At 44.7% G+C, this 13547-nt stretch carries 15 protein-coding genes; 11 read left to right on the top strand and 4 right to left on the bottom strand.

Annotated elements, in window-relative coordinates:
- Positions 1-4 precede the first annotated feature (4 nt).
- The 3 genes from UQ64_RS22750 to UQ64_RS22740 are packed head-to-tail and all read left to right on the top strand — an operon-like array spanning position 5 to position 1581.
- A complete protein-coding gene (locus UQ64_RS22750) occupies positions 5-343 on the top strand; it encodes an STAS domain-containing protein (RefSeq protein WP_060625721.1) in 339 nt (112 codons plus the stop codon).
- 18 nt (positions 344-361) lie between these two features.
- Positions 362-814 (top strand): anti-sigma B factor RsbW, encoded by a 453-nt coding sequence (gene rsbW, locus UQ64_RS22745; protein ID WP_060625720.1) that lies wholly within the window; start codon positions 362-364, stop codon positions 812-814.
- Complete coding sequence (locus tag UQ64_RS22740) at positions 811-1581, top strand: sigma-70 family RNA polymerase sigma factor (protein WP_060625719.1); 771 nt, start codon at positions 811-813, stop codon at positions 1579-1581. The genes rsbW and UQ64_RS22740 overlap by 4 nt, the downstream gene beginning before the upstream one ends.
- A 146-nt stretch (positions 1582-1727) precedes the next feature.
- On the opposite strand, the gene UQ64_RS22735 is transcribed toward UQ64_RS22740, so the two are convergent.
- From UQ64_RS22735 to UQ64_RS22725, 3 genes are all read right to left on the bottom strand, one after another.
- On the bottom strand, positions 1728-2060 hold the full coding sequence (locus UQ64_RS22735) for a DUF5665 domain-containing protein (RefSeq protein WP_060625718.1): 333 nt from the start codon (positions 2058-2060) through the stop codon (positions 1728-1730).
- A 144-nt stretch (positions 2061-2204) separates the two neighbouring features.
- A complete protein-coding gene (locus tag UQ64_RS22730; protein ID WP_082651279.1) occupies positions 2205-2714 on the bottom strand; it encodes a YtxH domain-containing protein in 510 nt (169 codons plus the stop codon).
- A 106-nt stretch (positions 2715-2820) separates the two neighbouring features.
- Positions 2821-4581, bottom strand: a complete 1761-nt coding sequence (locus tag UQ64_RS22725) for a glycoside hydrolase family 13 protein (protein ID WP_060625801.1) — start codon at positions 4579-4581, stop codon at positions 2821-2823.
- A 454-nt stretch (positions 4582-5035) separates the two neighbouring features.
- On the opposite strand from UQ64_RS22725, the gene UQ64_RS22720 reads away from it, so the two are divergent.
- From UQ64_RS22720 to UQ64_RS22705, 4 genes are all read left to right on the top strand, one after another.
- Positions 5036-6370 (top strand): sugar ABC transporter substrate-binding protein, encoded by a 1335-nt coding sequence (locus tag UQ64_RS22720; RefSeq protein ID WP_060625717.1) that lies wholly within the window; start codon positions 5036-5038, stop codon positions 6368-6370.
- Positions 6371-6389: 19 nt separating this feature from the next.
- The gene (locus UQ64_RS22715; protein WP_060625716.1) at positions 6390-7697 is read left to right on the top strand and encodes a sugar ABC transporter permease; all 1308 of its coding nucleotides are present in this window, start codon (positions 6390-6392) and stop codon (positions 7695-7697) included.
- Positions 7694-8530: a sugar ABC transporter permease gene (locus UQ64_RS22710; RefSeq protein WP_060625715.1), complete on the top strand. Its 837-nt coding sequence runs from the start codon at positions 7694-7696 to the stop codon at positions 8528-8530. Before UQ64_RS22715 ends, UQ64_RS22710 begins: the two co-directional genes overlap by 4 nt.
- 308 nt (positions 8531-8838) lie before the next feature.
- Entirely contained in the window at positions 8839-9843 is a 1005-nt protein-coding gene (locus UQ64_RS22705) for an asparaginase (protein WP_060625714.1), read from the top strand.
- A 76-nt stretch (positions 9844-9919) separates the two neighbouring features.
- Here the strand turns inward: UQ64_RS22705 and UQ64_RS22700 are convergent, their stop codons facing one another.
- On the bottom strand, positions 9920-10144 hold the full coding sequence (locus UQ64_RS22700) for a DUF1128 domain-containing protein (RefSeq protein ID WP_042191840.1): 225 nt from the start codon (positions 10142-10144) through the stop codon (positions 9920-9922).
- A gap of 144 nt (positions 10145-10288) precedes the next feature.
- On the opposite strand from UQ64_RS22700, the gene yyaC reads away from it, so the two are divergent.
- From yyaC to UQ64_RS22680, 4 genes are all read left to right on the top strand, one after another.
- Positions 10289-10816, top strand: coding sequence for a spore protease YyaC (yyaC, locus tag UQ64_RS22695; protein WP_245238182.1), 528 nt, complete (start codon positions 10289-10291; stop codon positions 10814-10816).
- Positions 10817-10906: 90 nt separating this feature from the next.
- The gene (locus UQ64_RS22690; RefSeq protein WP_060625713.1) at positions 10907-11713 is read left to right on the top strand and encodes an alpha/beta fold hydrolase; all 807 of its coding nucleotides are present in this window, start codon (positions 10907-10909) and stop codon (positions 11711-11713) included.
- A 292-nt stretch (positions 11714-12005) separates the two neighbouring features.
- Positions 12006-12677 carry a DUF6483 family protein gene (locus UQ64_RS22685; protein WP_060625712.1) on the top strand — a complete coding sequence of 224 codons (672 nt, stop codon included), beginning with the start codon at positions 12006-12008 and terminating at the stop codon, positions 12675-12677.
- On the top strand, positions 12677-13486 hold the full coding sequence (locus UQ64_RS22680) for a PhzF family phenazine biosynthesis protein (protein ID WP_060625711.1): 810 nt from the start codon (positions 12677-12679) through the stop codon (positions 13484-13486). The genes UQ64_RS22685 and UQ64_RS22680 overlap by 1 nt, the downstream gene beginning before the upstream one ends.
- Positions 13487-13547: the final 61 nt, after the last annotated feature.

The following is a 13547-nucleotide window of genomic DNA, read 5'->3' as shown; positions in this document are numbered from 1 at the left end:
TCTAATGAATACGCATAAAAGTAACAAGTTCCAAGCTAAGACAGAAACCAAAGGGAATGTATGCACAGTTTTCCTGAATGGTGAACTTGATTTATCAGTTGCTTCCGATTTCCGTCTGGTGATGGAGCCAATTGTGGGAGATACCAAACTGGATTTAGTTATTAATCTAAAAGAATTAAAATACATTGATAGCACAGGAATTGGTATTCTGCTTTCGATCCTGAAGTCAAGACAAGGAATGGACGTTAAGTTTATGGTTGAGGATGTTCCTCCACAAATTCAGAAGCTGTTTGACATGACTGGTATTTCCAAGTTTTTTGCCTCCCAAGAGAATTCCCACTAGGAAAGGATAGAACAAAGAATGAGTGATGATGTGCAAAAAGTAATTCTTCAGTTGCCTGCTAGCGCAGAGTATGTGGATATTGTTAGGTTGAATTTATACGGCATTGCCTCGAAAATGGGTTTCACCTATGAGGACATAGAAGATATGAAAGTGGCTGTGTCAGAAGCCTGTAACAATTCAGTATTGTATGCTTATGGTCAAAAAAACGGATTGGTAGATGTGATTTTCGAGGTCGAAGAAAGTGCCCTATCCATTACAGTCAAAGACGAGGGGGAGAGCTTTGACGGTTTGGACAAGTCTAGTGAGCGCATGACACTACATGATAAGGAGTTAAGTGACGTTCAGGTTGGCGGGTTAGGGTTCTACTTGATGCAAGCGTTGATGGATGACGTAAGCGTCGTAAGTGAAGCCGGAAAAGGGACGGTTGTAACTTTGAAGAAGCACCTTAATTTTAGCGAGGAGAAAGTATGAACGAAAACGTGACTCCCCCCGAGTCCATGAATGAAGCAGTCACCCAAATATGGGAGTATCAGCAGACCAAGGATAACGACCGTGCCACTCTGCTGATTCAAAAATATGAGCCTATGGTAAAGATGGCTGCTGGAAAAATTTCTCGCAATCGTCCCGACTTATACGAGGATTTATATCAGGTCGGGCAAATGGCGCTCATCCGGTTACTACAGCAATATGATATCAGTCTCGGAATCCCTTTTGAGCCCTATGCGATGAAAAGCATGATTGGACATATGAAGAACTATTTACGTGATAAATCTTGGTACATACAGGTTCCTAGACGGATTAAAGAAAAGGGAGCGCTTGTTCAACACGCGATTGATGAACTTACAGTGAAGCTTGAGCGTTCTCCTGCGGTCGATGAGATCGCTCATTATCTTGATCTGTCTGTTGAAGAAACTGTAGAAGTACTGGCAGGCAGAGAATGTTACCATTACGTATCGCTAGATTCACCGCTTTCCCAAGAGGAGACTGGAGCTACGCTAGGGGAGCTTATCAGCTCTGATGCGAACGATTACGAAACTGTAGAGAAACGAATGGATCTGCAGCAAGCACTAGGACAATTGAAGGAGCAAGAGCAGCAAGTGTTGCTACTAGCCTTCCAAGATGGTCAATCCCAGAGGGCAATCGCTCAGAAGCTGGGGGTTTCACAGATGAGTGTTTCACGGATACAGAAGCGGGCCACTGAGAAGTTAAAGCAGATTATGGCCAACTCATCCTATTGAGTTACTTTATGTGTAATATACATTACTTGGATTTGAATTCTACTGTTCGACGATAAGGACATGCCTCTCTCCGTGCTTGGAGAATAGCATGTCCTTTATTTGTGTTCTACAAATCTTAAGGGGGAAAGACATAGATAGACCAGTTGTTAGCTATTCGCATCGATGTATTTTTTGATCTCGCCAAGGTACTCACCGATCACGGGAACATCAAGAAATAGGCTAAGGATGTAGCCCAGTACACCAAGGACTATGAACGTTCCGAGAGAAAGTCCGAGACCTCGGGATATACCGGCCATCAGATTTGTGATAATTCTCTTTTTTGGATCTGAGTAGTTATCGAGGATATCCTTAAATTCTGATTTTTCTAGTGAGGCAGCAATCTTATCCAGACGATTGTTTAAGCGTTTTACTTCATGTCGTAGCTCGAAAGGATGTTCATCAATTTCATATGCTTTTGTTTGGCTATTTGATTCTCCCATGGAGCACCCCTGCTTTCTGTAGCCCGAACGGGCATTCATCAAGTATCTATTTCAATCAGATGAAACTAGGGTATAACTAAACAACAGCCAGCTGCGGACAGCTGGCTGTTGTCGGATGAAATAATAGCTGTATTATGCCGCAGATTAGTAACTGGATTTATAGGAGGATTTAACATCCTCTTTCGCATCTTTAGCCTCATCGGTGACTTCTTTAGAGGATGCTTTGGCTTCGTCAGCCACTTCTTTAGAAGCGTCTTTAACATCAGATGCTACATTATTTGAGGCTTCACTTACAGTGTCACCAATTTTGCTGCCTGCGTCTTGAAGGGTAGCGGCAATTTGCTGTTTGCTGTCACTGACAGTAGTGTAGATGTCAGAGGCTTTAACTGAAACCGTACTAGCCAGATCAGTTGCTTTTTCACCTACAGTTGTGGCAATGGCTTTGGTTTTGTCAGTTACAACGCCAGCAACTTCTTTAGTTTTGTCAGTAGCAAGTGTAAGTTTGTCGGACAGATCACTGCGTATTTCACGACCAGGCTTTGGTGCAAATAACAGGGCTGCTGCAGCACCTATTAAGCTACCAATAAAGATACCTTTGAAAAAGTTGCTTCCGTTTTCTACTTCATGCTCTACTTTATGTTCTACGTTACTCATCACCAATCACTCCTTATAAGTTATCTTACTTCGTATTTAAACTTTGGCGTATAGGCTGAAACAATTGATGAGCAAGGCGTAGATTGCGGGAGACTCTTGTTATGGACTAATTATTAACAACTTGGAATACCGCATAGCCGAATTCGGGCAGATTCAGATGTAGTAATGATGTGAAGGTTTCTGTTCGCTTTTGCGTCTCTAGGTTTACCCATATAGCATCCGTCCCGGGCACAGGAATGGTGGCGTCGACTAACACCTCTTCATTGTTGAGCACGATTAAGAAGCGGTTGTGTTCGTCCCACCGTTCATAAACAAGCAGGCTTGGGTGGTCCGGGATCTCGAGCGATTTAAACCCGCTACCACGGAATGCAGTATGCGACTTACGAAGACCGATCGTCCAGCGATAGTATTCGAACAGTTCCCTGTTCTGTTTCTGGATGTCCCACTCCATACATTTGCGATTATCGGGGTCATATTTACCTTCCATACCGATTTCATCGCCATAGTAAATACATGGTGCTCCCTGAAAGGTCATTTGGAACAAAACGGCCAGCTTTAATCTCCGGATGTCACCACCGCAAAGAGTCAGGAAACGAGTTGTGTCATGGCTGTCTAATAGATTAAAGGCAGCCTCTGTAATTTGCTGCGGGTAATTTGCTAGCATAGCAGCTATCGATAGAGAGAATTGTGCAGCATTGATATGCCCGTGAGCGAAGAAATTAATCTGAATATTGGTTAGTGGATAATTCATTACGCCGTCAAATTGATCGCCTAGTAGCCACGGCAAGGAATCATGCATAATTTCGCCTACTAGATAGGCTTCTGGATTAATGCTTTTGATCGTATTACGGAATTGTCGCCAGAATGTATGAGAGACTTCATTCGCGACATCAAGCCGCCAGCCGTCTACACCGATTTCCTCAATCCAATAACGGCCAACATTCAACAGATAATCTTTGACTTCCGGATTCTCAGTGTTGAATTTTGGCATGATAGGCTCGAATGCAAATGTGTCATAGGTGGGAATTCCGTCGATGACCTGTGGTGGCCACTCACGTACATGAAACCAATCGGCATAACGGGAAGAGCGCCCGTTGGTGAGCAGATCAACAAATGGCGGAAAGGTATGACCGCAATGATTAAAGACACCGTCTAGAATGACGCGGATACCTTTGGAATGACAGGCGTCCACAAGTTCTTTTAGCAATGCGTTGGTTCCCAAATGAGGGTCCACCAAGAAATAATCCTTTATATCATATTTATGATTGGTGGTTGCCTCAAACAGAGGATTGAAATATATGGCGGTGATACCCAATTCACAGAGATAATCCAAATGATCTAGCACACCTTGCAAGTCTCCTCCGAAGAAATTCCGGGGACTCGGCGTACCGCCCCAATCTAACACATCTGCCGGATCATTGGTAGGATCACCATTTGCGAAACGCTCCGGGAAAATTTGATAAAATACTGCATCCTTCACCCATGCTGGAGGGGAGTGTACATCTTCACGGTTCAAGAAAGGAAAGTCGAATAGGCCTTCATATATTATGACTGGAGGCGCTGAGAAGAAGCCTTTTTCCAAATAATAAAGCACCTCATCTCCGTCATAAAGTGCAAAATAGTAAGTGAGTCTGCGATAAACAGGACGGACCGCAGCCTGCCAATAATCGAATAAGCTGTCAGAAGCCATGTGCTGCATGGGAATAACCTCATGGGTTTTGTCCCAACCGTATTTATCTCCGCAGAAAAGATCAATCTTTGACACGTTATCTCGTTTAGTTCTTATGCGAATATGTAGTGTAGACTCATCGTAGGCATAGGACCAATTCTGCCCCATACGATGATAAACGGCTTCTTGTTGAATCATAATCAATTTCCATCCCTTCACGGCATGTAAACGCAAAAAAGGGCCAACCTCATAATTATCAGAGGTTGAACCCTTGGCGGTTTCATTGCCTTTAAATTTTGTCTGAATCTTATCATACCCCTCAAGATTAAAGCAAGAGATTATTTTATGTGAATTTCAGATATGGAATATTTAGTATGCAGTTGATAATAGGAGAAAATATAAGAAAGAACAAGAAAAGTGCTATTAAATCGTCCCATTTGGATCTATATTCTGATTGCAATCCAAATTATGGGTATTATAGAATGAGGGCGAGCGAACTTGATTTTTCGTAATACGCATACAAATTAAAGGCACTGTTACCTAAAAGGTACAACCTCGGCACTTTGTGCAAATGAGGTTGTACCTTTTTTGCATGCTCTTTTTTCTATGCGTGTTAGGTCTGATCACTTATGAATAAAGGGGAGATGAGCAAATGAAGAAAAGTAAACGTTCTAAAATGCAAGCGGTATCATTTAGTTTGGTCCTAAGTCTGCTGCTGGTATTGACGGTTACGGCTTGCGGTTCAGGCAATGGGAACTCTACGGCACAGCCGAATTCAAGCCCGAATTCCACGGTGAACGACCCGGGGGGAACTACAAATGAGACGAATCCCGCCGAAGAGGAGCTGAAACCGGAAGCTGGGGCCGAATTAACGGTCTGGGAAGCCAAGGAGCAGGTTGAATACATGAAGCAGTTAGCCGCTGACTTCGAAAAAGAATACGGCGTTCCTGTTACGGTTGAGGAAATGGCGGGCGGCGATCAGGGAACAAGGTTGGCAACAGATGGCCCGTCCAAACTAGCTGCCGATGTGTTGACTCTCCCGCATGATCAGATCGGTCAGGCTGTCAAAGCAGGGTTGCTTTTGCCAAATGATGTGTTTGAGGAAGAAACGAAATCAACGATGGTGGAGACAGCCATCCAGGCATCGACTTATGAAGGTATCCTGTACGGTTATCCTAAATCGGTGGAAACCTATGCGCTGTTCTACAACAAGGATCTGATTTCCGAAGCTCCAAAAACTTGGGATGATGTGGTCGCTTTTGCCAATACGTACAATAAGCCGAAAGAGAACAAATTTGCGATCATGTGGGAATTCGTCGGATATTACAGCTATCCATTCATTGGCAGCTTCGGCGGATACATTTACGGTGACAACAATACGAATGTCAAGGATATCGGATTGAATAATGAAGGCACCGTCAAAGGATTTACCTTTCTTCAGAGCTTAAAAGGAATTCTGCCATTGAATGCAGGAGATATCACCTATGACGTTAAAACCCAATTGTTTCAGGAAGGCAAGCTGGCGATGAACATCGACGGGCCTTGGTCCATAGCGATGTTCAAGGATCATGTCAACCTTGGAGTGGCGCCTCTTCCGAAGGGACCTGACGGACAAGACAGCGTTTCTTTTTCCGGAGTTAAATCGTATTATGTCAATTCCTATACGGCATATCCGGTCGCTAGCCGCTTGTTCGCGCATTTTGCAAGCAATAAGGAAAATCAGCTCAAGAACTTTGAAATGACGGGTGCAATTCCTGCGAACATTGAAGCTGGAGAAGCGCCGGTAATCAAAGATGATCCGATTATAAGTGGATTCTTCGAGCAGTTCCAACACTCTGTGCCGATGCCTTCCCTATCGGAAATCAAATCCGTCTGGGAACCGCTAAAGGCAGCATTTGTATCCCTGTGGAACGACCCGGGTCTTGATGTTAAGCAGACGCTCGATAAGACCGTATCAACGATTCAGGCTGATCTGGATTCGAAGTAAAGGACAGGTGATTTGACCTATGCACAAAAAAACAGGCGCAGCGCTACTCTCGGCTATTATTCCGGGACTGGGCCAGTTCTTCAATCGACAGTGGCTGAAAGGATTAGTATTTCTGCTGGTGGGATCTGCGGGAATCTATTTTATTGCTCATGATCTAATGGGTTATTTGCAGGGTTTGATCACACTTGGTGAGTTTCCAAGCCGTATGGTCAAGGTAGGTAAATTAACCCGAATGGTGGAGGGCGACCACTCCATTTTTATGATGATCAATGGTCTGATGTCATTGCTGGCGCTGTTGTTTTATACAGCTTTTCATTTACTGAATATCAGGGACGCTTTCCTAGTTGGAGCTGCGCGAGACCGGAAAGAGCCCATTCATTCATTCGGTGAATCGCTCAGATATATGGGACGTAGAAATTTCGCCTATCTTGTATTAGCGATACCATTTGTGGCTGTAGTTTTTCTGACGATATTGCCGCTTGTTTTTTCAGTGCTCTTAGCATTTACGAACTATGCCGACCCGATTTTACCGCCTGCGCATCTAGTAGACTGGGTGGGTTTCGGTAATTTTAATAAAATGCTAAGTTTGGATGTATGGAGTTCTACCTTTGGCGGAGTGCTGACTTGGACACTGATCTGGGCGATTATTGCTACTGCGACGACTTACATTGGAGGTGTGCTCATCGCCGTACTTATTCACCAGCCCCGTGTTCGGTGCAAAAAGCTTTGGCGTACACTTCTGATCGTTCCCTTCGCTATTCCTAATATGATTTCTCTGCTCGTCATGCGCAATATGTTCAATAATCAGTTCGGACCGATCAATAGTTATTTAAGAGCTATGGGACTAGAGGGGGCGGCCTGGCTGACTAATCCTTTCTGGGCTAAGGTCACCGTAATTCTGGCTAATATGTGGATCGGAATTCCGGTTACTATGATTCTGGCCTTTGGGGTACTGACAACGATTCCAAGGGATATGTACGAAGCTGCTGAAGTGGACGGAGCTGGGGCATTCTACAAATTCCGCATGGTTACACTGCCTATGGTGCTGTTCGCGACCGCTCCTATCCTGATCATGCAGTTTGCCGGTAACATTAACAGCTTTAATGTCATTTACCTAATGACCAACGGAGAACCGGTCAATCCGAATTACCAGTACGCGGGCCATACCGATCTACTGGTGACTTGGCTCTACAAACTGGCGCTTAACCAGTCGCAATATAGCTTTGCTTCCGTAATCGGGATTGTCATCTTCCTGCTGGTCGCGACCTTCTCCATCTGGAGCTACCGCCGAACGCGATCCTACAAAGAGGAGGATATGATTGCATGAAGCCAAAACTGACGGAAGCGTTAAAAACATTTGGAAGCCATTTGTTACTGATTGTGCTCAGTTTTATTAGTCTTTTTCCAGCTTTTTGGATTATTATGTCTTCATTCAAGACGGGAAACAGTTTGTTCAGCGACTCGTTGATTCCTAAAAATTTCACGTTCATTCATTACAAGGAACTGTTTGAGCAAACTAAATATTTGATTTGGTTCATGAATACACTAAAGGTTGCGGCGCTGTCTACGTTACTTGGCACTTTTCTGTTGCTGTTGACTTCGTATGCCATCTCTCGATATCGGTTCACGGGCAGAAAAACGACACTTACCGCGCTCCTAGTTCTGCAAATGTTTCCGGGATTCATGGCTATGATTGCAGTTTACGTGCTGCTGAACACGCTTGGGCTACTGAATTCCCATTGGGCACTTGTGCTTGTATACAGCAGTGGCGCCATTATCACGAATGTGTTTGTGGCTAAAGGATTTTTTGATACTATTCCAAAAAGTCTGGAAGATGCTGCGCGGATGGACGGGGCGAGCCATATGAAAGTTTTTCTCTCTATAATGATCCCGCTGTCCAAACCGATGCTTACCTATGCCAGTCTTATGATATTTAATGGCTGCTTTGTGGATTTCATATTCGCGGATCTTGTATTGCGTACGGAAGAGACGAGAACGCTCGCTGTCGGGCTTTTCCGGATGGTGAATCAAAGCAATTCGACTGAATTCACATTGTTCGCCGCCGGAGCGGTACTGGTTGCTCTCCCGGTCACGCTGCTGTTCATTTTCCTTCAGCGTTTCCTGGTGGACGGTCTGACCGCGGGTGCAAGTAAGGGTTAGTTCGATTTGCGCTCCACTCTACAGCAGGTAATGAATTCCATAAAAACCACTTCCTTTTCAGAAGCGCAAGAATCTGAGAGGAAGTGGTTTTTTATTTTAAAGCTGGTTTCTAAAATCTTCTTGGTGTGGAGAGGATTGAAGAATGATGAAAATAGGAGTAGAATTCCTCATGGAACTAACACTTAAGGGAATTTGTGATGTACAAAAAATCCCCGGAGCGCGGGGTTATTTTCTAGCATTTATTAAATGTAGAATCCTAATAAATCCTTGTGAGTTATAGAGCATCAAGAGAAAAGAGGAGAGTTACCATGGAAACAGTATTAGTACGAGAATATCGGGCGGATTTGCTGGAATGTGTCCATAGTGGACATATTGCTATCGTAGGAGAAGGCGGGAACGTAAAGGGATATGCAGGTGATCCTGAGTTTGTATCCTTTACCCGTTCAGCGGCCAAGCCACTTCAGGCTATTCCAGGCATACGTGGAGGGATCGTGGAGTATTATGGTTTTACACCTGCTGAGGTTGCCCTAATGACTGCTTCTCACCGAGGAGAGAGCTATCATGTTGCCGCGCTGGAGAGTATTTCCTCCAAGATTGGCATTGATGAGCAAAAAATGATATGTGCCACTAGCTATCCACTGGATTATACGAGTAGAGAGAGTGCTATCCGCGGAGCGGGCAAAAGAAAGTTCTATCATAACTGTGCGGGCAAGCACATGGGGATTTTATCGTATAGTAAGCTCAAAGGACTGCCACTTGAAGAATACTCTCAGCCGGAGCAAACGGTTCAGCGTGAGATTATAGATACCATTGCTTATATGGCTGGCGTGGCACCAGACAGTATTGGTCTAGGTACAGATGGATGCGGTCTGCCGGTATTTGCCATGCCTTTGACAGCCTTGGCGACTGCTTATTTGAAATTAGCCAATCCTGATTTAATTGCTGACGAGGCTACTCGCAAAGCGGTCACTACGATCACTGCGGCCATGAATGCTCATCCGGAGATGGTTTCTGGGTCTGGACGACTCGATTCAATCCTTTTGGAAGATGATAATATTATTGCTAAGGGTGGATTTAAAGGCGTATATTGCTTCGGGTTGCGCCGTGAGCGACTGGGCATTGCCTTCAAGATTCTAGATGGATCAGAAGAAGAGTGGGGACTTATTGTACAGGCGATTTTAAATCAGATTGGATACAGTCAGAAGAATACTTTAGAAAAGCTGCGTAATGCATTTTCAGGTGTGATTTACAATGACGGTGGTACGCGGGTAGGTCATGCGGATACAGAATTTCAGCTTCATTTCATGAAATAGGAACTTAAAAGGAGCCCCTTACTGTGCATCCATCTCGGATACGCAGCGAGGGGCTCTTTTTGTAAACGGAGAACAATTATTTCTGACGTAGACGGCCGAGTTCGGAGACGAGCGCTTCCACCTGAGAAATACTGAGTCTATCGCTGCCCATGGCTACCTCATAGACATCGAAGATATCTTCATATTTATCTACTGAAAAAGCGGAGGCTTGCATTGCAGCAGCACTTGCCATCTTCAGTTTGTTCTTGATAGCCTCGATCATATATTCAACATTTTCCTGACTAGGTTGTGTCAAATCCATAGGGTTATTAACATCCTCTCTGTATACTGATCCATGTATTTTACCATGATTGTGAGCTTGATCACCATTTTTTTGTCGGGCCCACAAAAATCATGTTAAATTAAAGGCATGAAATCAAAAATATCATCGAAGGGAGGAAAGGTATTGGCAATTAGAGAACAGGGAAGCGGAAAACGAAGCAAAATGGACGATGTAGGCTTGGTGTCCTTTTTTATGGAAATTGCTGCGCTGCATTCCGCTGAGAAAGTTACGTTTCTGTGTATCGGAACAGATCGCTCTACAGGTGATGCTCTCGGTCCATTAACAGGCAGCAAACTTCTTGAATATGGCTTTCCGCACGTAATCGGTACGTTGCCATCTCCTTGCGATGCAGATAATTTGGTGGCCAGAGTCGCTGAGATTCCACCTGAGCATATCATTATTGCTGTGGATGCTTGCCTAGGACCTCCAGTAGCTCTTGGATATTACTTCGTATCGAATGAGTCCCTTCAGCCAGCTCAATCGGTGGGGGTATGCCTTCCTGCAGTGGGGCATTATAGCTTGGCGGCGATTGTAGATATCAATGGTCCAAAGCCCTATCGAACGCTGCAGACGACTCCACTACATAGAGTTATGGTTATGGCTGAACAAATTGCCGCCGCAGCAGCAAAAGGGTTTGGAATTGGGTGTTAAGAATAGGATGCCGGTTTCAAGGAGAGCTGTTTTGCTTAATAATAGATATTAGTTAATATATTTTAGTATTTTGGAAAGAGGGAAGCAGCCATGGAAAGAGTACGTTGTGACGGAAGCAATATTTGCTACAGTGATCAGGGGAAAGGCGAGGTTATTGTATTACTGCATGGCTTTTGCGGAAGTGCTGAATACTGGGAAAAAGTCATTCCCATCTTAAGCAGCGACTACCGAGTGATTGCTCCCGATTTACGTGGTCATGGAGCTTCAGAGGCTCCACTAGGACCCTATACAATTGAACAAATGGCAGACGATGTGCTGGGCTTGTTAGATACACTAGAAATTTCTGAATGCACCATGCTGGGACATTCACTTGGTGGATATATTACACTTTCGTTCGCGCAGCGGTATGCCTCTCGATTGAAGGGCTTCGGATTAATCCATTCTACTGCATATCCGGATAGTGAAGAAGCTCGGGAGAATCGTTTGAAAAGTGTCAGCAGGATTCAAAATGAAGGCATTACTCCTTTTGTGGACAGCTTCGTCCCAGCAATTTTTGCTAAAGCAACCGCTTCTGCATCACCACAGCTGCTGGAGCGAGCCAAAGAAATTGGTTACAAAACGCCTCCACAAGGAGCAGCCGGAGCTGCACTGGCGATGCGCGAGCGTCCAGATCGACGTGATGTGATCACAGCTACCACGCTGCCGGTACTACTTGTTGCTGGCGAGCAGGATGGACTGATTCCTGCGGAGCGCACCTTTACTTCGGATAAACCAAATATAACGCAAGCTACGATTTCTGGAGCAGGCCATATGAGCCTCTTTGAAGCTCCTGAACGATTAGCTGAGGTTATCAAGGAATTCGCCCAAGCTACGGTCAGTATTAACAGCCATTCTTGACCGCTGAAATAATAATTTAAAGAGAGGCAGCACCGCGTCAAAGTAACTGACGTGGGCTGCCTCTTTTTAAGGAGACTATTGAAATTCAACAATGGATGGAACACTTAATACGACCGAAGGCTTTCTGAGGAACGGCATTTTGTGTCAATAAGTAGAAGGATTCTAGTCATTATTTTCTCGTAATTGCTTTAGTGGCATAGTGTAGTGCAATGGTTTAAGATAAATGAATAAAACATATATAATACCTAGATACAAAAGCTTTACAGTTACAGTATGGAAAAGGGGGAAGTTCATGTTCCGAAGAGACTATATTGTCCGAATGATCGAAGATATGACGGCGATGGTTGCCAAGGTTCTAACGCTAAAGCAAGAGCGGAAGACAACGGAAGCCTTATGGGAAATTGATGAGCTATTGAACCGACATTTTCCGCTGAACTCACGTCTTTTAAATTCACTATCTGTAGAAGATATTATAGATATGTTCCGTTTTAACGGTGTATTGGAGTCAGATAAGCTTCAAGGTGTAGCTAAACTGCTCAAGGAAGAGGGTAGCATTTATGCTGCAAATGGCGATCATGACGCAGCACTATTCAGGAGTATGAGAGCACTGCATTTATACTTGTACGCAGATTTGCACGGCGCTGATCGAGAAATGCTGCAGATGACAGAGGATATTGATGAACTTCTGGAGGAAGTCAAAGCGTATCGTCTTCCGGCCAAGACGGAACGGCTGCTTCTAATTTATATGGAGTCAACCGGACATTATAGTAAAGCGGAGGACAGTTTGTATCGACTATGGGAGCAGGGGGAAGATGTCTCACTGGAAGGTGATGAGCTGTACAGACGGCTGCTGCTTAAATCACCGGAAGAATTGGAACAAGGCTCGCTTCCTATCCATGAAGTGGAACAAGGAAGGAAAGAGTGGCGCCGGATCACACAAGTTCGGAGGGAGTCGGAAGCCTAATGAATATCCCTTTATTTATTATCGATGCCTTTGCTGGAAAAGCATATTCAGGAAACCCGGCAGCAGTATGCTTGCTAAAGCATCCAGTCGACGAGGCATTTATGCTGAAGACAGCAGCAGAAATGAACTTGTCAGAGACGGCCTTTCTCTGGCCGGAGAATGATGGATATCGCCTGCGCTGGTTCACGCCCAAGGTTGAGGTTAATCTATGTGGCCATGCTACTCTAGCGAGTGCACATGTATTGTGGGAGGTGGGATTGCTGGATCCAGAGGTGGAAGCTAGATTTTATACACGCAGTGGATTGCTTAGAGCTTCTCGTGCGGATGACCTCATCTCACTGTACTTCCCGCCTTATGAGCTTAAGTCTTCTCCTACAATTCCGGCTCTTATAGAAGCGCTTGGTATTACAGAAGCAAATGTGGTAGAAACTATGCTATATGCTGACAATGTACTTGTACGACTCGATCAGGAATCCCTAGTTCGCGAACTTAGCCCAGACTTTGGGGCTTTATCCCGGCTTGAAGAGAGAGCCTTTGCGGTTACTGCAGAAAGCTCCACCGAAGGCATTGATTGTGTGTCACGGTTCTTTGCACCGAAGATGGGGGTAAATGAGGATCCGGTCACAGGCTCAGCGCATACTGCGCTAGCACCTTTCTGGGCTAGTCGACTTAACCGTACGCAGTTGACCGCTTATCAAGCTTCCGAACGAGGAGGCTTGCTTCAACTTGAGGTAAGCAAAGATCAGATTAAGATGTCTGGCCGAGCAATAACTATTGTTAGTGGAGAGCTTCATGTGAAGCCCTGCTAGGATAACTCTTGTAGAGCCGTGATATAATGGAACGATGATGGTTAGGAGACATAGATTCTCC

This window comes from Paenibacillus etheri (assembly GCF_001012825.1).
GTDB lineage: Bacteria > Bacillota > Bacilli > Paenibacillales > Paenibacillaceae > Paenibacillus_AQ > Paenibacillus_AQ etheri.
The sequence above is the reverse complement of the archived record's forward strand: the minus strand, read 5'-3'. Positions and strand labels throughout refer to the sequence as shown.

Bases quoted from the DNA above. Each gene is read 5' to 3' on its own strand.
- UQ64_RS22750 (WP_060625721.1), top strand. From the start codon at position 5: ATGAATACGCATAAAAGTAACAAGTTCCAAGCTAAGACAGAAACCAAA.
- rsbW (WP_060625720.1), top strand. From the start codon at position 362: ATGAGTGATGATGTGCAAAAAGTAATTCTTCAGTTGCCTGCTAGCGCA.
- UQ64_RS22740 (WP_060625719.1), top strand. From the start codon at position 811: ATGAACGAAAACGTGACTCCCCCCGAGTCCATGAATGAAGCAGTCACC.
- UQ64_RS22735 (WP_060625718.1), bottom strand. From the start codon at position 2,060: ATGGGAGAATCAAATAGCCAAACAAAAGCATATGAAATTGATGAACAT.
- UQ64_RS22730 (WP_082651279.1), bottom strand. From the start codon at position 2,714: ATGAGTAACGTAGAACATAAAGTAGAGCATGAAGTAGAAAACGGAAGC.
- UQ64_RS22725 (WP_060625801.1), bottom strand. From the start codon at position 4,581: ATGATTCAACAAGAAGCCGTTTATCATCGTATGGGGCAGAATTGGTCC.
- UQ64_RS22720 (WP_060625717.1), top strand. From the start codon at position 5,036: ATGAAGAAAAGTAAACGTTCTAAAATGCAAGCGGTATCATTTAGTTTG.
- UQ64_RS22715 (WP_060625716.1), top strand. From the start codon at position 6,390: ATGCACAAAAAAACAGGCGCAGCGCTACTCTCGGCTATTATTCCGGGA.
- UQ64_RS22710 (WP_060625715.1), top strand. From the start codon at position 7,694: ATGAAGCCAAAACTGACGGAAGCGTTAAAAACATTTGGAAGCCATTTG.
- UQ64_RS22705 (WP_060625714.1), top strand. From the start codon at position 8,839: ATGGAAACAGTATTAGTACGAGAATATCGGGCGGATTTGCTGGAATGT.
- UQ64_RS22700 (WP_042191840.1), bottom strand. From the start codon at position 10,144: ATGGATTTGACACAACCTAGTCAGGAAAATGTTGAATATATGATCGAG.
- UQ64_RS22690 (WP_060625713.1), top strand. From the start codon at position 10,907: ATGGAAAGAGTACGTTGTGACGGAAGCAATATTTGCTACAGTGATCAG.
- UQ64_RS22685 (WP_060625712.1), top strand. From the start codon at position 12,006: ATGTTCCGAAGAGACTATATTGTCCGAATGATCGAAGATATGACGGCG.
- UQ64_RS22680 (WP_060625711.1), top strand. From the start codon at position 12,677: ATGAATATCCCTTTATTTATTATCGATGCCTTTGCTGGAAAAGCATAT.